Source organism: Kineosporia sp. NBRC 101677 (assembly GCF_030269265.1).
Lineage (GTDB): Bacteria > Actinomycetota > Actinomycetes > Actinomycetales > Kineosporiaceae > Kineosporia > Kineosporia rhizophila.
Genome location: NZ_BSTA01000004.1, coordinates 1 through 21,842 on the forward strand (window position 1 = coordinate 1; position 21,842 = coordinate 21,842).

The following is a 21,842-nucleotide window of genomic DNA, read 5'->3' on the forward strand; positions in this document are numbered from 1 at the left end:
CAGCCCAACACTTCGGGCTCTGGCCCACCGCCATCTCCCGCCTCGAACGAGGACTACAACGCGACGACGACCTCGCCGACCGCTACCGAACCTGGCTCACCACGGCTTGACAGCAATAGGAGCATCAATCTTCCGGCGCGCAGAGGTGACGGCGAAAGGGTTGTGCCCACAAGCGTCCTCAAGTAGGGGGTAACCACCCAGAAAACCGGCACTGCCCCCGTACCCGAAACCCCATTGCCAGAACCGCGCTCCGCGCGAAAGGGTCGGTCGGAGGGGCATGGATGCCCGACTCTCCCCGGCATCCGGTCCGGGGACTCGTGCGGAGGTGTGCAATGCAGGACGTCCAGGACAGCCGTCGGTCCGAGACCGTCGAGGTCACCAGCGAGGCGGCGCTTCGCGAAGTCATCGGGCACCCGATCCCGCGGGTGGCGGGGAAGGTCCGCCGGCGCCTGGAGGAACCGCACCGTCAGTGGCTGGCCGCCTCGCCGTTCCTGGTGCTGGGCACCTCGGCCGCGGACGGCAGCGGTGACGTCTCGCCCAAGGGCGACCCGCCGGGGTTCGTCAAGGTGCTGGACGACCACACCATCGCGATCCCCGAGCGGGCGGGCAATCGGCGGGTCGACGGCTACCTCAACGTCCTGAGCAACCCTCAGGTCGGTGTGCTCTTCCTGGTCCCCGGCCGGGACGACACGATGCGCATCAACGGGCACGCCCGGATCGTCAGCGAGGCGCCCTTCTTCGACTCCATGGTGATCAGGGGCAGCCGTCCGGTGCTGGCCCTGGTGGTCACCGTCGAAGAGGTGTTCTTCCACTGCGCCAAGGCGTTCATGCGCTCCGGGCTGTGGGCGCCCGGCACCTGGAGCCCGGAGAGCGTGCCCACCCGCGCCCGCATCGCGCACCAGATGGAGAGGTCGGACCAGACCCTGCAGGAGGTCGAGGCCTACTACAGCCCCGAGAACTACGACGCGGGCCTGTACCCGGTGAAGCCTGAGTGACGTGAGTTGGCCCGCTGCCGAGGCAGTGGTATAAATCACACTTGTTACAGGTGGGGTGGTAGGTGCCTTATGGCAGGATTCGACGGGAAATCCTGTCACGGGTCCGGCGCGCAATTGACTCGTCCCTGAGCGTCTGAAAAGGCGGCTCCGGGCGGGTCACGTTTGCTCCCGTAAAATCAAGCTGGGTCGGACGAACAGCGCGCCGAAGTGCCGGGATGGGGCCGAACTGTGGAAAGCACCGAGACGGCATCCGTGCCGTCCTTTCCGCGTCCACGTGTTTCTGCCGAGGACCTGGAAATCCGGCGGCTCCTGCGACTGGCCCGGGTGCACCTGGGCATGGAGTTCGCGGCGGTCGTCGAGGTCCTGGGCGACGAGGTGGCCCTGCGGGTCGTCGACTGCGGGCAGACCACGCTGAACTTCCTGCTCGACCGTCGGCTGCCGGCCGAGGGCACCTACGCCCAGCGCATCCTGGCCGGCACGTTGCCCACCCATCTGGCCGACACGCACTGGCACCCCGGCACCCGCGACCTGCCCACCACGCGGATCAACGGTGTCGGCTCGTACGCGGCGGCGCCCCTCGGCCCCTCGGCCCTGCTGGTCTGCGCGAGCGGCACGAGCACGCCCGGTCTGGACGAGCGGGCCCCGCAGTTCCTGAACCTGCTCGCCGAGGTGGTGGGGGAGCAGGTCCGGCGGGCCCACCTGTGGGAGCCGGGGCGCATCCACGAGGCTCTGGACGCGGCCCGGTTCCGCATGGTCTACCAGCCGATCGTCGATCTGGCCCACGGCGGCGTGGTCGGCTACGAGGCGCTGGCCCGGTTCGACGACCCGGGTTTCCCCACACCCGCGCACGCTTTCGAGGCGGCCGCCCGGGCCGGGGTCGGGGTGCAGCTGGAGCTGCTGACCATGCGCTCGGCACTCGAGCAGCTGCCGGCGGTACCGGCCGGCGGGCGGCTGAACGTCAACCTGTCGGCCGAGGCGCTGATGACGCCGAGCGTGGTCGACGTTCTGCTGCACCATGCGCAGTACCCGCTCAGCGTGGAGATCACCGAGCACACCCAGGTCCGTGACTACGTGTCGCTCTCGGAACCGCTGGAGCACCTGCGCCGCGCCGGGGTGGAGATCGTGGTGGACGACGCGGGGGCCGGTTTCGCGAACTTCGTGCACCTGCTCAAGCTCAGGCCCTCGGTGATCAAGCTCGACATCGAGATCGTCCGGGGCGTCGACCGCGACCCGATGCGCCTGGCCCTCACCCGCAGCCTGGTCGGCTTCGCGGCCGAGGCCAAGGTGGCGCTGGTGGCCGAGGGCATCGAGACCGACGGCGAACTGCAGACCCTGAGGACGCTCGGGGTCGGGTTCGGGCAGGGGTTCATCGTCGGGCGTCCGGCAGACCTCCCAGCCGTCTGAGCTTCGGGTTCAGTCGTCGATCAGGGACGAGAGAACGGCCGTCCGGCTGCTGCGTCGCTTGGCCTCGTACTGAGCCTGGTCGGCGGCCCGGAACAGGTCGTTCGCGCTGAGATGGGGCCAGGCCCGGGTGGTGCTGGCCACCCCGCACGACACGCCGGCCCCCGCCGGTAGCCCGGAGGCCGCCGCGCACAGGGCGTTGGCGCAGGTCAGCACGGCCTGGACGGAGTGGTTGGGCACCAGCACGACGAACTCGTCGCCGCCGACCCGGGCGATCAGGCTGCCGATCAGCGGGGAGAAGTGCTGCACGAGCAGGCGGGCCACAGAGGTCAGCAGTTGGTCGCCGGCCGCGTGCCCGGTGGTGTCGTTGACTCGTTTCAAGCCGTTGACGTCGACCGCGACGGCCGTCACCCGGCGGGCGCCGGTCTCGGCCCCGGTGCGGTTACGGACCCGCCCGTCGTAGCCGTCACCGTCGTCGGGCCCGACGACGGTGGGGCTGAACCCGGCCAGGTGGCCGGGCAGGTCCTGACGCGAGGCGCGGCGGTGCTGAAGGGCCACCTCGGCGGCGTCGTCCAGGGCGCGGCGGTTGGCCAGGCCGGTGAGCGGATCGCGGAAGGCGAGCTGTTCGAGGGCCTCGAAGTGGATGGCCCGGGACAGGGCACCGGCCAGGATCGCGCACAGCGCCTCGGTGTAGGCCAGGTCGAGCGGGAAGAAGCGGTTCAGGTCGTGGTCACGGGTGGCGTAGAACTCGCCCCAGAGCTGGCCGTCGACGATCAGCGGGGCGGCCAGGGCGGTGCGCTTGCCCAGCTTGCGCAGCAGTTCCACCTCGACCGGGTCGCTCAGCGGGTCGTCCACGTCGGTGACCCAGACCTTGAGGTCGGAGAGCACCTCGCGGGCCTGCGGGTAGTCGTCGAAGTGATAGGTCTCGTGGACCGGCCAGCGTTCCTCGTCCGGCGCCAGGTCCCCGACGTTGATCAGGGTGTGCAGGGTGCTGGTCCCGGGCTGCAGCCGGCTGATCGAGATGCTGCTGGCGCCGAGGGCCGTCAGGGCCGACTCGCTGGCCAGTTCCAGCATCTGGTCGAGGCGGATGGACAGCCCGAGGGCGCGCGCGACCGTGGCGAGGCTCTGGATCCTCGCCGTCGCCTCGTGGGATCTGGCGGTTGCTTCGTCGGATCGTGATCGCACGGTCGCCCGTCGGAGGTCGGTCGGAGCTGGTTCGCCCGAGTTCGGCACAGGAGGTGATGATGTCATCGTTCGGGCCAGGATGACCTTGAGTCTTCGGTCAGTAACTAGATTGACGGGACTTGTGGGCATCGTGGGGCGGAATTTTGGCCCTCCGGAGTGCCGGTAGGGGCCGATGCGACCGGTTGGACACGTGGGGCGGCAACGCTGGCCACCGGGCCTAGGCGCTCGACGGCGCCCCAGGGTGGCTCCTGGGGCCGCGGACGGCCCCCGGATCGGCGAGCGCGGGAACCGCGCCCGTGTGAAGGGTGGTGCTGGTGCGCCCGGCAGGATTTGAACCTGCGACCGACAGATTAGAAGTCTGTTGCTCTATCCGCTGAGCTACGAGCGCGCGGGGGATCACTGAGCGAGTCGCCGCGACTGCCGACGCCTCACCGGCTGACCCCCGACCGCGATGATACCGGCGCGTCGCCTCTGGTGAAGGGAATATGGAATGACCGCGTCGGCCAACAACGGGTAAATGGTGCGAACCGTACTTTTGGCTGGGCGTGAGGCTGTGGGAGATTGTCCTGCGCATTAAAGAAGTAGTGACCAAGAGTATTTGAATGAATGCGCAGAGTTTAACTGACCCTCCTCTCGCCGTATTTGCCGGGAAGACTTGTGTGCTGGGTCTCCCGGTACGCCCATTCGAAGGTTTCGGCGTGGGTGGGCGGTGTTCCGGGCGGGAAGGCAGTAAACATAGGTTCGGAACCTGGTCAACTGAGGCCCTTCCTCGCCCAATGCACAATTAGTTATCTTTGCTCGACGGAACGTATTGCATTCGGTCGTCAGGTCGACGACGTCGCGGACGACAGGGAGGTGGACGGCGCTGTGAGCCCGGCACGAGATGGCCGCCGCACGGAAGATCCTGGTGGAGCCGAGGGTCTCGACGGCGAACAGCGTCATCCGGAAAGAGCTGGAGGCGAGGCCTCCGGGGAGTCCGTTCCTGCCTGGGTCGTCGCCGCGGAATCGGCGAGCGGTTCGTGGATGACCGGCTCTCCTGCCCGTCGCGTGGATCTGAGTGAGATCGAATCGGCGGAGCGCGAGAAGGCGGCCGCGTCGGCCCGGTCGGCTGCCCCGGTCGTTGGCGGTGCCTCGTCCGCGGGTGCGGGTGCGCCGGGTATGGCAGGTACGGCTGCTTCGAAAGTTTCTCGTTTTGCTGGAGGAGTTCCGGTGGCTGGTCATGAGGCCCCATCGCCGGCTGTCGGCGGGGTCGAAAGTGGGCCGGGTGGGGCCGTGCCCGCCGGTCAGGCTGCATCTGCTGGGCAGGCTGTCTCTCCGGGCCAGGTTGTCTCGTCGGGTCAGGCTGGATCCGTGGGCCGGGCTGGATCCGTGGGTCAGGCTGGATCCCCGGGTCAGGCTGCCTCTTCGGGCCAGGCCGCATCCGTGGGCCGGGCCGGATCCGCTGGTCAGGCAGCATCTGCGGGTCAGGTTGGAGCCGCTGGCCAGGTTGGAGCCGCTGGCCAGGCTGGATCCGCCGTTCAGGCCGCCGCATCCGCCGGTCAGGCCGCACCGTCGCGTCGGGCGTGGCCGGTCGGCCGAGGCGGAGCACATGCCGAGGTCCCGGAGACTCACACCGACGCTGATGCCGACCAGTCCTTGTCCGACGGCGTATTCGCTCCTGCCGTAGGCAGAGCTGTGCCCGGCGCCGCTCGCGCTGTCCCCGGCCCCGCCGCGCCTGGCCAAGCTGTGCCTGGCGCTGGCGCTGGCACTGCTGCGTCTGCTGCTGGCCCTGTTGCGCCCGCTGCCGGGCCTGGGGTCGTGCCGGGTGCCGGTCCGGGTACGGGACCGGTGCGGGTGAGTCGTGCCGCGGGCGTTCGCCGTGGTGGCGTGCCGCGAAACGGGCCTGTTGGTGCGCGGCCTGGTTCTGCGCCGGGTGTCGGGCCGGGTGTCGGGCCGGGTGTCGGGCCGGGTACTGCGCCCCGGGGTGGGCCTGCTGGCGCGGGGCAGGGTGTTGGCGCCCCGCCACTGAACGAGTTTGCTAGCGCTGGGCAAGGTGTCGGGGCTGATGCTGTGCCGGGGACCGGTCCTGGTGTCGCGTCCGTTGCTGGCCGTGGCGCTGGTCCCGGTGTAGGTGCAGGTATCGGCGTTGGTGCCGGTGCCGGTTTCACGGCTGGGCCGGGTACCGGAACTGCCGTGGGGCCTGGGGTTTCGCCCGGTGGAGCCGGTTTGGTTGCCGGTGCGCAGGCTGAAGCGGGTCCTGGAGCTGCCTTCGGGGCCGCGACTGGGGCGCCCCAGCGGCGGCAGGAGCGTGGAGGGCCGGTGCCGCGTGGCGCCCGGGCCGGCAACGGGCCGGGCGGTGCTTCGGGTCCCGCCTCTGGGCCGCTTCCGGTCGGTCGTCGGCCCGTGGCCCCGGCTGTCGGCGGCCCAGCTCGCCCACCCGAAATGGGGACGGCGGGTGTTGTGGGCCCGGGCGCTCGTCCCGTGGGTAATGGATCGCAGACGGCTCCGGTCGGGGCCGGTGTCGCTGGCGGCCCGGGGGCTGGTGCGGCCTTGAGCGGTGGGGTTTTCGGCGGTCTCAGTGGCAACTCTGCGGTCGGGCCGGCTGTTGCCGGAGCTGATTCGGGTGTCGGTGGGCGCGCTGGGAATGCCACCGGTTCGGGCTTCGGAGCTGGGCCAGAGGTTGGTGCTGGCGGGAGCCCTGGTGGGACCGGGGCGCACCCGACCGGTGCAGGTGCTGGCGCACAGCTCCTGCCTCCGTTGGGGGCGCAGCCCGCTGGGAGCGGCCCGGTCGCGCAGCAGGGACAGGCGCCGGCGGGGGCCTCCGGGCAGCCGTGGTTCAGCCGTGATGCCGCAGGCGCGAATGTTTCCGCTGCGCAGGGACAAGGCGCTGGAAGCGGGCCCGGCCTCGCGGCCGGGACCTCCCGCGCTGAAACCGGGGCCGAAGCCGCGTCCACGGCCAAGCGTGGTCGCTCGGACAAGAGCGCGAAGGCCGCCCTCGGATCGGATGCGGCGCAGGATGCGGACGAGAACACGCTTGGCTTCGCGGCTCCCGTCGGACGCCCCTGGGTGAAGCGCCCCGACAGCGCTCTCCAGAGCGCCCGCCCGGAACCGGGCCGTGAAACTGCGACCGGACCCGCTCGCCCCGAGGGCAGCCCTGGAGCCGACGAAGACGGCTCGGAACAGAACCTTTTCGCTGCCGGACCGGTCAGTGGCAAGGCCGGCGGTGTCGGCCGGGCTGCCGGGGCCGGTCTGGCTGCGCCGATCAGTTCGGCCGCCGGGAGTGTGCAGCAGGGGGCGCCCGGTTCGGCTTCCACTGCTGGTCCCCGGACGGATACGGCCGCCGAGACCCCGGCTGCGCCGGCGGTCGGACGTGGTGTTGAACCCACAGCGGTGACCGGGCCTGCCGGTGCCGGTCAAGGCGTGGATGCGGCTGGGGGAACCACCGTGCCGAAGCGACTGGCTGCCGTCGAGCGGCTGCGTACCCAAGTGGCGACCCTGCCCCTGACTCTGGATGTGGAAGGCGTGGCCGACGTCCGTCGGGAGCGAGAGGACCTGCTCAGCCAGTTGGACGACTACATCCTGCCGCGGCTCCAGCGTCCGGACGCTCCGGCGCTCGCCGTCATCGGTGGTTCCACCGGGGCGGGCAAGTCGACGCTGACCAACTCCATCGTCGGCCGCGAGGTCACCCGGTCCGGCGTGCTGCGGCCGACCACCCGCTCGCCAGTACTGGTGCACCACCCGATCGACTCGGGTGCGTTCCTGTCGCAGCGCATCCTGCCGCGACTGACCAGGGTGACCTCCGAGGCGCCGGAGCCGGTGCAGCCGATCGACCCGAACGCCCCGCGGATCACCGGTCTCCGGCTGGTGCCGTACGACGGCCTGGCCCCTGGGCTGGCCCTGCTCGACGCGCCTGACATCGACAGCCTGGTCGAGACCAACCGTGATCTCGCGGTGCAGTTGCTCCAGGCCGCGGACCTGTGGGTGTTCGTTACCACCGCGGCCCGCTACGCCGATGCAACGCCCTGGAAGATGCTGCGCCAGGCGGCTGAGCGGGGCGCCGCCATCGCCGTGGTGCTCGACCGGGTGCCGCCGGAGTCGCTGCAGGAACTGCGTATTCACCTCGCCACCAAGCTGCGCGACCAGGGGCTGGGCGGGGCGGCGCTGTTCACCGTTCCGGAAAGCCCACTGGAGAACGGGTTCCTTCCGCCCGCTTCGGTCAAGCCGTTGCGTGACTGGTTGCGCCGGATCGCCGGTGATGCACGCTCGAGGTCGGTGGTGATCGAGCGCACGCTCAAGGGCGCCCTGCGCAGCCTGCCGCCGCGGGCCCGGTTGCTCGCGAAAGCGGCTGCGGCACAGGCTGACGGCTGGTCGCAGCTGTGGGAGGAGACCGACGAGGTCTTCATCCCCGCCCGCTCGCGCATGCTGGAAGGACTGGCCGACGGTTCGCTGATGAGCGGGCAGGTGCTCTCGCACTGGCAGGAGTTCATCGCCCGCGGCGACCTGGCCTCCCGTCTGGGGGGCGTGACGACCACGCGCACACAACGGATCGGAGCCGCGCTCAGCCAGGCGGAGGAGAGCGAGGAACCGCTCGCGGCCACCATCTGTGAGGCCGTCTCGGCTTCGGTGCACCACAGCGTGCGCACGGCGATGGAGCAGGTGGTGGTGACCTGGCGCAAGCACCCCTACGGGGTCGGCCTGCTCACCGCCCGCGGCCATCAGGTGACCCCCACCGACCGGGAGAATCTGCTGGGCCGCCCGGTCGACGAGTGGCGGCGCGGGGTCACCGAGCAGGTGACGGAGGCGCTGAACAAGGTTCGCCAGGAACGCCCGGACGTGTCGGTCGACGAGCAGACGGTGGTGGACGTGATGTTCACCGTCACCGTGGCTCCGGATCACGATGCGACCTCCGTGTCGTCTCCCGCCGGGGGCACCGGAGCAGTCGGTGAGCAGGCCGATCCCTCGACCGAGGGAACCGGGCCTGCGGCTGAGCCCGAGGACGTCCCGGCCGGCTCCACCGTGGGTGCGCGCTTGGCGGTCGAGGAACTGCTGGGGGCCGAGACGGTGCGGGCGATCGTGGATGCGGCCCGGGCGGACCTGCTGGAGCGGGCCGGTTCGGTCATGGAGAACGAACGCCTGCGGCTGGAACGGGTGCTCGAGAGCCCGGAGGGGCTCGGGTTGCGCGTCGGAGGGCTGCTCGACGCAGCATCCGCCGTGAACATCGCCGAATGAGCCCTACCCTTGAAACACATGAGTGCTGACGCGCGCCCGGGCCGTCCCGCCCGGGCCGCCGCGTGGTCACCCGACGCAGCTTCGCGAGCGACAGGATCGGCAGGATCGATGACGGACAAGGACGGCGACCGGTGAGCGACGTGATGGGGCGCGTCGCAGCACTGTCCGCAGCACTGGACTGCGGCGCTCCCTGGCTGCCCCCGGAGGCGGTCCAGAACACCCGCGACCGGATGGAGCACGTCGGCCACCGGCTCGACCTGGGTACCGAGCGCACGGTGGTGGCGCTGGTCGGCGCCACCGGCAGCGGGAAGTCCAGCCTGTTCAACGCGATCGCGCGGATGGACATCGCGGCGGTCGGTGCCCGCCGTCCGCTGACCACCTCGCCGATGGCCTGTGTCTGGGGCGAGTTCGGCTCGCAGACCCTGCTGGACTGGCTGAAGGTGCCGGCCGACCGGCGGATGGCCCGCGAGTCGGTGCTGGACGCCGACGACCAGGCCGCGCTGCACGGACTGGTCCTGCTGGACCTGCCCGACCACGACTCGACCGAGGTCGTGCACCGGGTCGAGGTGGACCGCCTGGTGCGGATGGTCGACCTGATGATCTGGGTGGTCGACCCGCAGAAGTACGCGGACAACGCCCTGCACGCGGGGTACCTGCAGAAGCTGACCAGCCACGACGGGGTCATGCTGGTGGTGCTGAACCAGGTGGACAAGCTCACCGCCGAGGAGGTCGACACCTGCGTGACCGACCTGCGCCGCCTGCTGGACGGCGACGGGCTGGGCCGGGTCGGCATCGTGCCGGTCTCGGCCACCCGGGGCGACGGGGTGGAGGAACTGCGCACGCTGCTCGCCGACGTGGTCCAGGACCGGTTCGCCGTGATCGAGCGGATCGAGAGTGACCTGGACATCGCGGCCGAGGAGATCGCGGCCGGTCTGGCTGCGGCCGAACCGGGCGCCGGGCAACCGGTCTCGCAGCAGAAGCTGAACGCCGACCTGGCTGCTGCGGCCGGTGTTCCCGCCCTGCTCGACGTGCTCACGGCCGAGTACCGCCGCCGGGGCAAGGAGAAGCTCGGCTGGGCCCCGTCGGGCTGGATCTCCAGCTTCCTCGCTTCGCGCCGGCCCAGCGCCGGGGCCGCCGAGACGCGGCTGCGGGCCGAGACCGCATCGCTGAAGGCGCTGGCTTCGCCGGCTCAGCGACCTGCTGTGCGGCTGGCTGTGGAGGCCGTTCTGGCCGACAACGCCGACCCGCTGCCGGAACGCTGGGCCACCGAGATGCGGGCCCTGGTGGCCAAGGCGGGCGACCCGGCCGTAGCGCCGGAAGACGCTCTGCTCCCGCCGGCCGGCGAAGATGACTCTTCCCGTTCGGCCGCGGTCCGGGGTGCCGGATCGCGCGGGCGGGGACGGCACACGCCGGCCTACGGCATCCCCACCATCACCCCTGGGGCCGCTGCGGGCGGGGAGCCGGACCCCGACGGTCTGGCCCGTGTCCTCGACACCCGTCTCTCCGCTGTCGATCTCCGGTTCACCGTTCCGCTGTGGTGGCGCGTGGTGCAGGTTTCGCAGCAGATCCTCTGCGGTGTGGCCGGGTTCGGTCTGCTCTGGATGCTGGTGGCGGGACTGCCCCAGCTGGCCGGCCAGAACCTGCCCGGTGCCCTCGGCTCCTTCCCGGCGGCTGTCTCGGTAGGTGTGGGCGGCCTGGTCGCCGGGCTGCTGCTGGCGCTGCTGTCGCGGTGGTGGCTCGTCACCGGCGCCCGTAACCGCCGGGCCGAACTCGAGAACCGGCTGAACGCGGCCGTCGCCGAGGTCGCGGCCGAACGGGTGGTCGCACCGATCCGGTCGGTGCTGGCCCGCCACCGTGAGACCAGGCAGGTACTGCTCGGCGAGAAGGCCCCCGCGGTCGGGCCCGGGCCGGGGGGCGCCCCCGGCGTGGGACACCGCCAGGCCCCGACGCTGGAGACCCGGGGCGAGCCGGTCGCGGCCCTCTCCAACTGAATCAGCACGCGGGGCATGTGTCTTCATGCCTCCGATGGTCGGCCCGAACGGTCGTGCGGTGCCATCCGCACGGCCGTTCTGTGGATAGATGCGGGTTCCTGCTTTCCACAGCCGACACGACCGGCCAGTTATCCACAGATCACCTTCCCCGCTTTGAGCCGTGCCCTCGGGCAGCCGAACCTGGACTCCTGACCGGGCATCCGGCCCGGCGGTCCCGGCTCATCCGGCCGGTGGCGAAAGGGGTCTGCAATGAACGACATCCAGGTGGTCCTGCGCGGAAATCTCGCCAGCGACCCGCGGTTCGTCCAGTTCGACGACGGCAACACCGTCACCAGTTTCCGGCTCGCCTCCACGTCCTCGTGGTTCGACCGGGAGCGCAACACCTGGGTCGACCGGCGCACGACCTACGTCAGTGTGAACTGCCGCCGCGCGCTGGCCGACAGCGCCCGGCAGAGTCTGCGCAAGGGGCATCCGGTGGTGGTCACCGGCAGGCTCTGGGAGCGTGCCTGGGTCAAGGAGGACCGCTCCGGCCGCACGCTCGAGGTGGAGGCCGAGACCGTCGGTCACGACCTCACGTTCGGGATCTCTGCGTTCACCCGGGTGGTCCGGGCGAGCCGGGACCGGCACGTGGGTGAGGACGGGGCCGAGCCGCGCAGCGCGCAGGAGTCGGAGCTGCACGGGCGTAAGCCGGAGGAAGTGGCGGTGTTCGACGCTGTCCGGGAGATCAACGCAAGTATCACCGACGTCTCCGGTCTCCCGGTCCTGGAGGATGAGCCGGCTGGTTCCGAGGGTGAGGAAGAGGCCGCCGGAGACCGGTTCTCCACGTCGCGGGCGGGGTAGGCGTCGTAGCCCGTGGGGTGAGCATGAGGTCCGCAGGTGCCGGGGAGGGCTTGTGTACCGGGTCGGGTCATGAGGTGCGGCAGGATGCGCTGTCATGAGTTCCAGGCATTCGACCGGCCAAGACCTCTCGGCACGGGCCATGGGCATTGCTGCCGGAGTGCTTGCCGACGCGGTGTTCGGTGACCCCCGCAGGGGCCATCCGGTGGCCCTGTTCGGCACTTGGGCCGGGTGGCTCGAGCGGCGCCTCTACCGGCCCAGCCGCCAGCGGGGGGCTGTGTTCACCGCGATTGCTGCGGGGACGCCGGTGGTCGCGGTGGCGGTGGCGGACCGGCTCTGCAGCGAGCACCCGGCCGCCCGGGCCGGGCTGACGGCCTTGGCCACCTGGACGGCGCTCGGGGGCACGAGCCTGGCCCGCGAAGGCGCGCGGATGGCTACGGCGCTCGAGGCGGGGCACGTGCTGCAGGCTCGGGAGCTGCTCACACACCTGTGCGCCCGGGACCCGTCCGGTCTCGAGCCGCCGGAACTGGCCCGGGCAACGGTGGAGTCGCTGGCCGAGAACACCTCGGACGCTGTGGTGGCCCCGCTGTTCTGGGCAGCCGTGGCCGGTCCGGCCGGGGTGATCGGGTACCGGGCGGTGAACACGCTGGACGCGATGGTCGGGTACCGATCGCCGCGGTACGAACACTTCGGATGGGCGGCGGCGCGGGTGGACGACGTGGTCAACCTGCTGCCGTCCCGCCTGACCGCGCTCATCACGATCGCAGCGGCGTCCTCGGTCCAGGGGGCGCCCGGTGAGGCCTGGGCTGTCTGGCGACGGGACCGGGGGCGGCATCCCAGCCCGAATGCGGGCCAGTGCGAGGCTTCGGCTGCCGGGGCGCTGGGGGTCCGCCTCGGGGGGACGAACGTCTATGGCGAGCAGGTCGAGTCGAGGCCCGTCATGGGGGAGGGCAACCGTGCACCGGACGTCGGGGACGTGCGTCGGGCCGTGAAGCTCGGGCGATGGGTGGGGGCCTTGGCGGCGGCCGGTGCGGTGGTGGGTGTGGTGGGGGCTGCTCGAGGCCGGGCATGGCGGTAGAGAACGCAAGGATCGAAGGGGAGCCGGGACGATGAGTGCGGTTGAGCAGAACGGTACGAGTGGTGGCCCGTCGTCGTTGAGGGGCGGCCTGATGGTGGCCGGCACCACCTCCGACGCGGGCAAGAGCGTGCTGGTGGCCGGGCTCTGCCGCTGGCTGGCCCGGCAGGGCGTGCGGGTGGCTCCCTTCAAGGCGCAGAACATGTCGCTCAACTCGTTCGTCACCCGGGGTGGGGCGGAGATCGGCCGGGCCCAGGCGATGCAGGCCCGGGCGGCCCGGATCGAGCCGGAGGCGGCGATGAACCCGGTCCTGCTCAAGCCCGGCAGCGACCGCACCTCCCAAGTGGTGGTGATGGGCCGGCCCTTCGCCGAAGCCGGCGCGATGGACTACGGCGACCTGACCCCCCGGCTGCTGCCGGTCGTCCTCGAGGCCCTGGAAGATCTGCGGTCCCGGTTCGACGTGGTGATCTGTGAGGGGGCCGGCAGCCCGGCCGAGATCAACCTGCGCCACCGCGACATCACCAACCTGGGCCTGGCCCGTCCGGCGAACCTCCCGGTGCTGGTGGTGGGGGACATCGACCGGGGCGGGGTGTTCGCCGCCCTGCACGGCACCCTGGCGCTGCTGGACGCGGACGACCAGCGGCACATCAGCGGATTCGTGATCAACAAGTTCCGGGGCGATCCCGCGCTGCTGGACTCCGGGCTCGACATGATCCGGAAGATCACCGGGCGGCCGGTTCTCGGGGTCCTGCCCTACCTGACCGGGCTCTGGCTCGACGTCGAGGACTCGCTCGACCTGGAGAAGGACCGCGGGCCGATGCGCCCGCCTCTGGGCAGCGACGTGATCCGGGTGGCGGTGCCGCGCCTGCCCCGCCTCTCCAACGTCACCGACATCGACGCCCTGGCCGCCGAGCCCGGTGTGGCCGTGCGCCTGGTGCATCACGGCGCCGAGATCGCCGGAGCCGATCTGGTGGTGCTGCCGGGGACCCGGGCCACCGTCGACGACCTGGCCTGGCTGCGTTCCACCGGTCTGGCCGACGCAATCGTGGCGCACGCCGGGGCGGGGCTTCCGGTGCTGGGCATCTGCGGTGGCCACCAGATGCTCGGCCGCACGGTCACCGACGAGGTGGAGTCCCGGCGGGGCCGCGTGCCCGGTCTCGGCCTCCTGCCCACCCGCACCGATTTCGGTGCCGAGAAGGTGCTGGCCCGGCCGCACGGAACCGCGCTCGGGCACCCGGTGGAGGGTTATGAGATCCACCACGGCGTCGTCACCCTCGACCCGGAGGCCCCCGAAGGGCTCCGGAGGTCGGCCGAGGTCTTCCTGGACGGCTGGCGCAGCGGGCCGGTCTGGGGCACCACCTGGCACGGCGCGCTCGAGAACGACGCGTTCCGCCGGGCCTTCCTGACCGAGATCGCCGATCTGGCCGGGCGGGACGGGTTCCGGGTCGCCCCCGACACCTCGTTCGCGGCGTTGCGTGAGGCCCGGCTGGACTCGCTGGCCGACATGGTGGCCGACCACCTCGACGTCGCGGCCCTCGAGCGCCTGATCAACGGGGGTGTGCCCGACGGGCTGCCGTTCGTGCCGCCCGGCCGGCCATGATCACGCCGCTGGCAGCGGTGGTGACGTCTGGTGGGGGATTGCCCGGACATCCGGATGTGGCAGTATCCGAGGCGACCCGCGCGGAGGAACACCGGTGCAGGAGGTCCGGCCTGTCACGGGTGGTCCTCCGAGTCCGGGGCGGTCCCGCCACTGTGACCGGACACGATCCGGGAGCCAGGTACTCCGATCAGGTCCCCGTGCCCGCCTGGGTGCGGTGTGCGCTAGCGGTGGGCGTGGAGACCCACCGGGAGTGGAGGAACCACTGGTGCCCCCGTATCCGTTGACCGCCGTCGTCGGCATGGACGATCTGGTCCTGTCGCTCCTTCTCTCGTCGGTGGCCCCCGACATCGGCGGTGTCCTGGTCCGTGGTGAGAAGGGCACAGCCAAGTCCACCGCGGTGCGCGCGCTGGCGAACCTGCTGCCCCCGGTCGACGTGATCTCCGGCTGCCGCTTCGGCTGCGACCCGCACGCTCCCGACCCGGAGTGCCCCGACCAGCCGCACGGCCACGAGCACCACCCCCGACCGGCCCGGCTGGTCGAACTGCCGGTCGGCGCCACCGAGGACCGTCTGCTCGGCTCCCTCGACCTGGACCGCGCGCTCTCCGCCGGCGTACGGGCCTACGAGCCCGGGCTGCTGGCCGGGGCGCACCGCGGGATCCTCTACGTCGACGAGGTCAACCTGCTGCACGACCACCTGGTGGACGTGCTGCTCGACGCGGCCGCGATGGGCCGGGTGCACATCGAGCGGGAAAGCATCTCGATCACGCACGCCGCCCGTTTCGTGCTCGTCGGAACGATGAACCCCGAAGAGGGGGAGCTGCGCCCGCAGCTGCTCGACCGGTTCGGTCTGACCGTCGAGGTGCGGGCCAGCCGGGATCCGCAGGTGCGGGCCGAGGTGGTCCGCCGCCGTCTGGCCTTCGACGCGGACCCGGAAGCTTTCGTCAAGGAGTGGCAGGAGGCCGAACGCGAGCTCTCCGCCCGCATCGTCTCCGCCCGTGAGCGTCTGGCCGCCGTCGAACTGTCCGACGGGGTGCTGCACCAGATCGCCGGTGTGTGCGCGGCTTTCGACGTGGACGGCATGCGGGCCGACCTGGTGGTCGCCCGCACCGCCCGGGCTCACGCGGCCTGGGCCGGGCGCAGCAGCGTGACCAGCGAAGACGTCCGGGTTGCAGCGATGTTCGCGCTCCCGCACCGCCGCCGCCGGGACCCGTTCGACGCCCCCGGCATGGACGAGAACCTGCTCGACGAGGCGCTGCGCGACAACGCGCCCGAAGACCCGGAACCGCCGCAGACCGATCCTGACGGCGGCCCCGAGGGCCCGCAGGGTGGCCCGGGTGGGCAGGACCCGCAGAATCCGCAGGGGCCCCAGGGCGATTCCGGCGAACAAGAGCCTGTGGACGATCGTCAGGCCGCTGGTTCGCAGCCCGAGTCCGTCTCGGATCAGGCTGGTCGGGACCAGGCCGGGCCATCTCCAGCCGGAGGGAACGCTTCCGCACGAAAGAACGAGGACGAGCCGGACGAGCAGACACCTCGTGCCCCGGCTCCCACTCAGGACGCGGTTGCGGCCACCAGCCCGTTCAAGGTGCGCTCGTTCAAGGTGCCCGGACTCGGAAAAGGCGCTGCCGGCAGGCGGTCCCGGGCTCTGACGGTCTCCGGCCGGACGATCGCCACCCTGCCCCTGACCGCGGAACGGGACTCCGGCGGCCGGGTGCATCTGCCCGCCACCCTCACTGCAGCCGCGACTCAGCAGCATGCTCGCGGCCGGGTGCCGGGCGGTCCGGTGCTGCTGCGCCGGGACGACATCCGGCTCGGTGTGCGAGAAGGCCGTGAGGGCAACCTGATCCTCTTCTGCGTGGACGCCTCCGGCTCGATGGCCGCCAAACAGCGCATGGCCGCGGTCAAGGGTGCTGTGCTCTCCCTGCTCCTCGACGCCTACCAGCGCCGTGACCGGGTCGGGCTGGTCACGTTCCGGGGCCAGGACGCCGAGCTTGCCCTTCCGCCCACCGGTGCCGTCGAGGCCGCTCGTATGCGTCTGGACAGGCTCCCGACCGGAGGCCGGACCCCGCTCTCGGCCGGTTTGCGCAAGTCCTGGACCGCCATCGGTAACGAGCGCCTCCGAGACCCCCACCGACGTCCGTTGTTGGTGATCGTCACCGACGGCCGGCACACCGCGGGTGAGGACCCGACACCGATCGCCGCGGAATTTGCCCGAAGGGGCATCCGCAGCGTGGTGGTCGACTGCGAACGCGGGCCGGTGCGGCTCGGTATGGCCGGAAAGCTGGCCGCCGGCCTCGGCGGCGAACTGATCACCCTCGACGATCTGCGCGCCGAGTCGCTGGCCGGCCTGGTGCGCCACCAGGTCGCCCAGACCCAGGAACGGAGGATTGCCTGATGCCTCAGGGAAAACCGGTCGCTGTCCCGACCGACGGTCTGACCACCCGTCAGCGCCGCAATCGTCCGCTGGTCATCGTGCACACCGGCACGATGAAGGGAAAGTCCACCGCCGCCTTCGGTCTGGCGCTTCGGGGCTGGACCCAGGGCTGGTCGATCGGCGTGTTCCAGTTCGTGAAGTCGGCGAAGTGGAAGGTCGGCGAGGAGAACGCGTTCCGGGCGCTCGGCCGGCTGCACGAGCAGACCGGTGAGGGCGGGCCGGTCAGCTGGGCCAAGATGGGCGAGGGCTGGTCGTGGTCGCGCAAGCCCGGCTCGGACGAGGAACACGCCGAGGCCGCACTGGAGGGCTGGCGCGAGATCCAGCGCCGGCTCGCCGCCGAGGAACACGGGCTCTACGTGCTCGACGAGTTCACCTACCCGATGAAGTGGGGCTGGGTGGACGTGGCCGAGGTGGTCGAGACGCTGCGCGACCGGCCCGGGCACCAGCACGTGGTCATCACCGGCCGCGACGCGCACCCGGACCTGGTCGACGCGGCCGACCTGGTCATGGAGACCACCAAGATCAAGCACCCGATGGACGCGGGCCAGAAGGGCCAGCGGGGCATCGAATGGTGACAACCACCGGCCCCGGTAGGCCCGCGTCCCGGACCAGGGCAGTGCCCGCGACCGGCTCCGGCCCCGGGGGCGCCCGGTGACCGCCCGGATCGTGGTGGCCGCCCCGGCCAGCGGCCACGGCAAGACGAGCGTCGCCACCGGTCTGCTCGCGGCCTTCGCCGCCCGGGGGCTCACCGTCAGCCCGCACAAGGTGGGCCCGGACTACATCGATCCGGGCTACCACGCGCTCGCCGCTGGGCGTCCGGGCCGCACGCTCGACCCCTGGCTGGCCGGCGAGGAACGGCTCGTCCCCCTGTTCAAGCACGCCGTGGCCACCCCCGTCCCGGCCGACCTGGCCGTGATCGAGGGCGTGATGGGGCTGTACGACGGGGCGGCCGGCCGGGGCGAGTTCGCCTCGACCGCCCACGTCGCCCGGACGCTCGACGCCCCGGTCCTCCTGGTCGTGGACAGCACCGCGATGGGCCGCTCGGTCGCCGCCCTGGTCAAGGGCTTCGCCGGGTTCGACCCGCGGATCCGGGTCGGTGGCGTGGTCCTGAACCGGGTCGGCTCCGACCGGCACGAGATGATCCTGCGCCTCGCTCTGGAGGAACTGGGCATCCCTGTGCTCGGCGCGATCCGTCGGCACGATGCACTCGCGACGCCCTCTCGGCATCTGGGCCTTGTGCCCGCCGCGGAACGGTCGCAGGAGGCCGTGGACGTGGTCCGCGGGCTGGGTGCGGTGGTTGCCGACGCGGTCGATCTGGACGCCGTGCTGGCCCTCGCCCGCTCCGCGCCGGAGCTGCCCGGCCCGGCCTGGAACCCCGACAGCGAGATCGCCGCCCTCCGGGAGAGCGCGCCCACCGACGGATTCCGGCCGGTCATCGCGATGGCCGGGGGTGCCGCGTTCACCTTCTCCTACGCCGAGACGGCCGAGCTGCTGACCGCCGCCGGCGCGGACGTGGTCACGTTCGACCCGCGCAGCGACGAGACGCTGCCGGCCGGCACCAGCGGGCTGGTGATCGGCGGAGGCTTCCCCGAGATCTACGCAGAGGAGCTGTCGGCCAACCGTCCGTTAAGAATTGCCGTGGCCGAACGGGCAAAGGTGAATGTGCCCATCGTGGCGGAGTGCGCGGGTTTGCTCTACCTGGCACGCTCTCTCGATGATCGGGAGATGTGCGGTGTGCTGGACACGGAGGCGAACATGACCGGCCGGCTCACCCTGGGATACAGAGAGGCGACTGCGATGAGTGACTCCGTCCTCGCCACCGCCGGCGCAACGGTGCGTGGCCACGAGTTCCACCGGACGGCCTGTCGTCCGGGCACGGGTGTCACACCGGCCTGGGAATGGACGGCTCCGGACGGGAGCCGGCACCGGGAGGGATTCGTCCAAGGTGCTGTCCATGCCTCCTACCTCCATCTGCACTGGGCCTCGATGCCGGGCGCCGCGCTGCGCCTGACCGAGGCAGCCCGCGTGAACGCCCTGACCGGCGACGTCGTCCACAGCTCGACCGGTGCCACCGGTAGAGGAAGAGAGGTCAAAGCCTGATGTCGACCACCGCAGCCTCCGACACCGGCTCGACCGACGGGCGCAGTCCCGAGGAGATCCGCGACCGCTACAACGAGATCGGGCCGATCACCGGCGCCCTCCAGCTGGGCCTGCAGGGCACCGGCGACCAGATCGTCGTGGGCATCGGCTCACGCCGGGGGGTCGGCATCCGCGACGTGCGGATGGCGATCGGCCAGGCCCTGTCCAGCTCCGGGGTCCGGGCCCGCGACGTGATCGCGATCGCCACGGTCGACGCCAAGCAGAGCGAGGAGGCCCTCCTCGAGCTGGCCGACATGCTCAACATCCCGCTGCGGTTCCTGCCCGCCGACGTCCTGGCCGGGCAGAACGTGCCCAACCCGTCGGCCACCACCGAGCGGCTGGCCGGGGTTCCCTCGGTCGCCGAGGCGGCGGTGCTCGCCTCCGACGCCGAGCTGATCGGCCCCAAGCACACCTACCGCGGGGTCACGGTCGCGGTCGGCCGGATGACCAGGGCCGCCCCCCCGCAGCAGCACGGCTGGGCTGCCCAGAGCGCGCACGGCGTGGGCACCGAGGCCCGGGTCTACGAACAGACCTACGACGAGGCGTACATCGCCGAGGACCTGGGGCACCACGGAGACGCCGAAGTGGCGCCCGGTCTGGTCGATCTGGCCGTGAACGTGCGCGGCTCCGCGCCCGAGTGGCTGCAGCAGCGCCTGCGCGACGCGGTCACCGACCTGGCCGCCTATCCCGACCCGCGGGCCGCCACCGAGGCGATCGCGGCCCGGCACGGCCGTCCGGCCGACCAGGTGCTGCTGACCTCCGGCGGCGCCGAGGCCTTCGTGCTGCTGGCCCGGGCGCTGGCCCCGCACCGCGCCGTGGTGATCCACCCGCAGTTCACCGAGCCGGAGGCCGCGTTGCTGGCCGCCGGGCACGAGGTGCAGCGGGTGGTGCTCGCCCCGCCCTTCCGGATCGACCCGGGCCTGGTGCCCGATGACGCCGACCTGGTCATGGTGGGCAACCCGACCAACCCCACGTCGGTGCTGCACCCGGCCGAGACGCTGATCGCGCTGTCCCGGCCGGGCCGGGTGCTGGTGGTCGACGAGGCCTTCATGGACGCGGTCCCGGGGGAGTCGCAGTCGCTGGCCGGCAGCCCGCAGCGACCCGCGCCGGACGTGCCCGGCCTGGTGGTCGTGCGCAGCCTCACCAAGAGCTGGGGCCTGGCCGGTCTGCGGGTGGGCTACCTGCTGGGCGCTCCCGAGCTGCTGCGGGCCTGCGCGGCGACGCAGTCGCTGTGGGCGGTGAACTCGCTGGCGGTGGAGGCGGCCACCGCGGTCACCACGCCGGAGGCCCTGGCCGAGGCGCAGACCTTCGCCGCGCATCAGGCCGAAGACCGTGAGCACCTGGTGCGCGCCCTGGCCCAGGTGCCGGACGTGGAGGTGCAGGGCCCGGCCTCGGCGCCCTTCGTGCTGCTGCGTGCGGGCGGCCCGGACCCGGCGGGCGTGCACCAGCGCCTGCGTGAGGCGGGCTGGGCCGTGCGCCGGGCCGACACCTTCCCCGGTCTGGGTTCGGGCTGGATGCGGGTGGCCGTGCGCGACCGGTCCACGTCGCAGCAGTTCGCCGTGGCCCTGAACCGGGCCGTGCACGGGTAGCCACTCCGCCTGCTCAGGACGGTCTGGCTCAGCAGAGCCAGACCGTCCTGGGCAGAGACATCCACAGCGGCTGACCAGACTCCTGAAGGGGCAGCGGCCCGCACCGGCGCCCAGGCAGAATCGCTGCCCGGGCGCCGAATGCTGTCAGGACATCGCACGACCGGCGGGAGCGGCCGAACAGCCGTCCTTCCGCCCCGACACCGCCAGGAGCACCACATGACAGCCGACCAGGGCCAAGGACACGGCCAAGAGCCGGGCCAGGCGCAGGGCCGGGCCCTGCTCGAGGCCACCCTCGCCGCGATCACCCCGGCCGATCCGCAGGCCCTGGAGGCGGCCCGGGACCGGCAGGCCCGCCTGACCAAGCCCGCCGGCGCCCTCGGCGTGCTCGAGGACGTCTCGATCCGCCTGTCCGGCCTGGCCGGCACCTGCCCGCCGCCCGACCCCAGCCCCGCGGCCGTCGCCGTGTTCGCCGCCGACCACGGCGTGCACGCCCAGGGTGTCAGCCCCTGGCCGCAGGAGGTCACCGCCCAGATGGTGGCCAACTTCCTGGCCGGTGGCGCCGCCGTCAACGTGCTCGCCCGGCAGACCGGCGCCACGGTGGTGGTGGTCGACGCGGGCGTGGTCACCCCGCTGCCCATTCCCGACGGGGCCCTGGTGGCCGACGCCCGCAACCTCACCCCCGAGCAGCCCCGCCTCCTCGAGCGCGCGGTCCGGCGGGGCAGCGACGACATCTCGGTGCGCCCGGCGATGACTCGGGAGCAGGCCGTCCAGGGCCTGGCCAGCGGTATCGAGATCGCCGGGCAGCTGGCCGAGGCCGGCCACCGCTGCCTGGTGGCCGGGGACATGGGCATCGCCAACACCACCGCCTCGGCCGCCCTGATCGCCGCCTTCACCGGCACCGACCCGGCCGACGTCACCGGCCGGGGCACGGGGATCGACGACGAGGCCCACCGGCACAAGATCGGCGTGGTCCGGGTCGCCCTGGCCCGTCGCACGGCCGAGAACGAGACCCACCCGCAGGACCCGATCGACATCCTGGCCTCGGTCGGCGGCCTGGAGCACGCCCAGATCGCCGGCTTCGTGCTCGGCGCCGCCGCCCACCGCGTCCCGATCGTCCTGGACGGGGTCATCGCCGGCGCCGCCGCCCTGGTCGCCGTCGCCCTTGCCCCCGCCGCTGTGGACGCCTGCCTGGCCGGTCACCGCTCGGCCGAGCCCGGGCACGCCGTGGCCCTCGGCCACCTCGGCCTGACCCCGCTGGTGGACCTCGAACTGCGCCTGGGCGAGGGCAGCGGAGCGGTGCTGGCCCTGCCGTTGGTCCGATCGGCTGTCGCCGTGCTGCGTGAGATGGCGACGTTCGACACAGCCGGCGTCACCGAGAAGAGTTCCTGAGA

General features: G+C 72.0%; 13 protein-coding genes and 1 tRNA gene. 12 read left to right on the forward strand and 2 right to left on the reverse strand.

The features are described 5' to 3' along the window. Positions 1–332 precede the first annotated feature (332 nt). The gene (locus QSK18_RS12640; RefSeq protein WP_232808983.1) at positions 333–995 is read left to right on the forward strand and encodes a pyridoxamine 5'-phosphate oxidase family protein; all 663 of its coding nucleotides are present in this window, start codon (positions 333–335) and stop codon (positions 993–995) included. A gap of 252 nt (positions 996–1,247) precedes the next feature. After that, a complete protein-coding gene (locus tag QSK18_RS12645; protein ID WP_232808982.1) occupies positions 1,248–2,399 on the forward strand; it encodes an EAL domain-containing protein in 1,152 nt (383 codons plus the stop codon). A 9-nt stretch (positions 2,400–2,408) separates the two neighbouring features. Here the strand turns inward: QSK18_RS12645 and QSK18_RS12650 are convergent, their stop codons facing one another. Continuing rightward, complete coding sequence (locus tag QSK18_RS12650; RefSeq protein ID WP_285619010.1) at positions 2,409–3,470, reverse strand: GGDEF domain-containing protein; 1,062 nt, start codon at positions 3,468–3,470, stop codon at positions 2,409–2,411. Positions 3,471–3,893: 423 nt separating this feature from the next. Next, positions 3,894–3,969 (reverse strand) — tRNA-Arg (locus tag QSK18_RS12655). A gap of 3,035 nt (positions 3,970–7,004) precedes the next feature. Between QSK18_RS12655 and QSK18_RS12660 the strand changes: the two genes are divergently transcribed. The 10 genes from QSK18_RS12660 to cobT all read left to right on the forward strand — a co-directional run bounded on the left by QSK18_RS12660 (position 7,005) and on the right by cobT (position 21,840). Beyond that, entirely contained in the window at positions 7,005–8,789 is a 1,785-nt protein-coding gene (locus QSK18_RS12660; RefSeq protein ID WP_285619011.1) for a dynamin family protein, read from the forward strand. Between the two features lie 131 nt (positions 8,790–8,920). Then, on the forward strand, positions 8,921–10,780 hold the full coding sequence (locus tag QSK18_RS12665) for a GTPase (protein WP_285619013.1): 1,860 nt from the start codon (positions 8,921–8,923) through the stop codon (positions 10,778–10,780). A 249-nt stretch (positions 10,781–11,029) separates the two neighbouring features. Then, positions 11,030–11,620, forward strand: a complete 591-nt coding sequence (locus QSK18_RS12670; protein WP_232808978.1) for a single-stranded DNA-binding protein — start codon at positions 11,030–11,032, stop codon at positions 11,618–11,620. Positions 11,621–11,714: 94 nt separating this feature from the next. Continuing rightward, positions 11,715–12,695, forward strand: coding sequence for a cobalamin biosynthesis protein (locus QSK18_RS12675; RefSeq protein WP_232808977.1), 981 nt, complete (start codon positions 11,715–11,717; stop codon positions 12,693–12,695). Positions 12,696–12,726: 31 nt separating this feature from the next. Next, a complete protein-coding gene (locus QSK18_RS12680) occupies positions 12,727–14,292 on the forward strand; it encodes a cobyric acid synthase (protein WP_232808976.1) in 1,566 nt (521 codons plus the stop codon). 262 nt (positions 14,293–14,554) lie between these two features. Beyond that, positions 14,555–16,684 carry a magnesium chelatase subunit D family protein gene (locus tag QSK18_RS12685; RefSeq protein WP_352396545.1) on the forward strand — a complete coding sequence of 710 codons (2,130 nt, stop codon included), beginning with the start codon at positions 14,555–14,557 and terminating at the stop codon, positions 16,682–16,684. After that, the gene (gene cobO, locus QSK18_RS12690; protein ID WP_232808974.1) at positions 16,684–17,298 is read left to right on the forward strand and encodes a cob(I)yrinic acid a,c-diamide adenosyltransferase; all 615 of its coding nucleotides are present in this window, start codon (positions 16,684–16,686) and stop codon (positions 17,296–17,298) included. The genes QSK18_RS12685 and cobO overlap by 1 nt, the downstream gene beginning before the upstream one ends. 76 nt (positions 17,299–17,374) lie before the next feature. Next, positions 17,375–18,823: a cobyrinic acid a,c-diamide synthase CobB gene (locus QSK18_RS12695; RefSeq protein ID WP_232808973.1), complete on the forward strand. Its 1,449-nt coding sequence runs from the start codon at positions 17,375–17,377 to the stop codon at positions 18,821–18,823. Beyond that, entirely contained in the window at positions 18,823–20,451 is a 1,629-nt protein-coding gene (cobC, locus tag QSK18_RS12700) for an Rv2231c family histidinol phosphate aminotransferase CobC (RefSeq protein WP_285619021.1), read from the forward strand. The genes QSK18_RS12695 and cobC overlap by 1 nt, the downstream gene beginning before the upstream one ends. Positions 20,452–20,727: 276 nt before the next feature. Then, positions 20,728–21,840 (forward strand): nicotinate-nucleotide--dimethylbenzimidazole phosphoribosyltransferase, encoded by a 1,113-nt coding sequence (gene cobT / locus QSK18_RS12705; RefSeq protein WP_352396546.1) that lies wholly within the window; start codon positions 20,728–20,730, stop codon positions 21,838–21,840. Positions 21,841–21,842: the final 2 nt, after the last annotated feature.

What these genes read in the sequence shown, in the direction of transcription:
- cobC (WP_285619021.1), top strand. Translation starts at nt 18,823, where the DNA reads ATGTCGACCACCGCAGCCTCCGACACCGGCTCGACCGACGGGCGCAGT.
- QSK18_RS12670 (WP_232808978.1), top strand. Translation starts at nt 11,030, where the DNA reads ATGAACGACATCCAGGTGGTCCTGCGCGGAAATCTCGCCAGCGACCCG.
- QSK18_RS12675 (WP_232808977.1), top strand. Translation starts at nt 11,715, where the DNA reads ATGAGTTCCAGGCATTCGACCGGCCAAGACCTCTCGGCACGGGCCATG.
- cobO (WP_232808974.1), top strand. Translation starts at nt 16,684, where the DNA reads ATGCCTCAGGGAAAACCGGTCGCTGTCCCGACCGACGGTCTGACCACC.
- QSK18_RS12640 (WP_232808983.1), top strand. Translation starts at nt 333, where the DNA reads ATGCAGGACGTCCAGGACAGCCGTCGGTCCGAGACCGTCGAGGTCACC.
- QSK18_RS12680 (WP_232808976.1), top strand. Translation starts at nt 12,727, where the DNA reads ATGAGTGCGGTTGAGCAGAACGGTACGAGTGGTGGCCCGTCGTCGTTG.
- QSK18_RS12650 (WP_285619010.1), bottom strand. Translation starts at nt 3,470, where the DNA reads ATGCTGGAACTGGCCAGCGAGTCGGCCCTGACGGCCCTCGGCGCCAGC.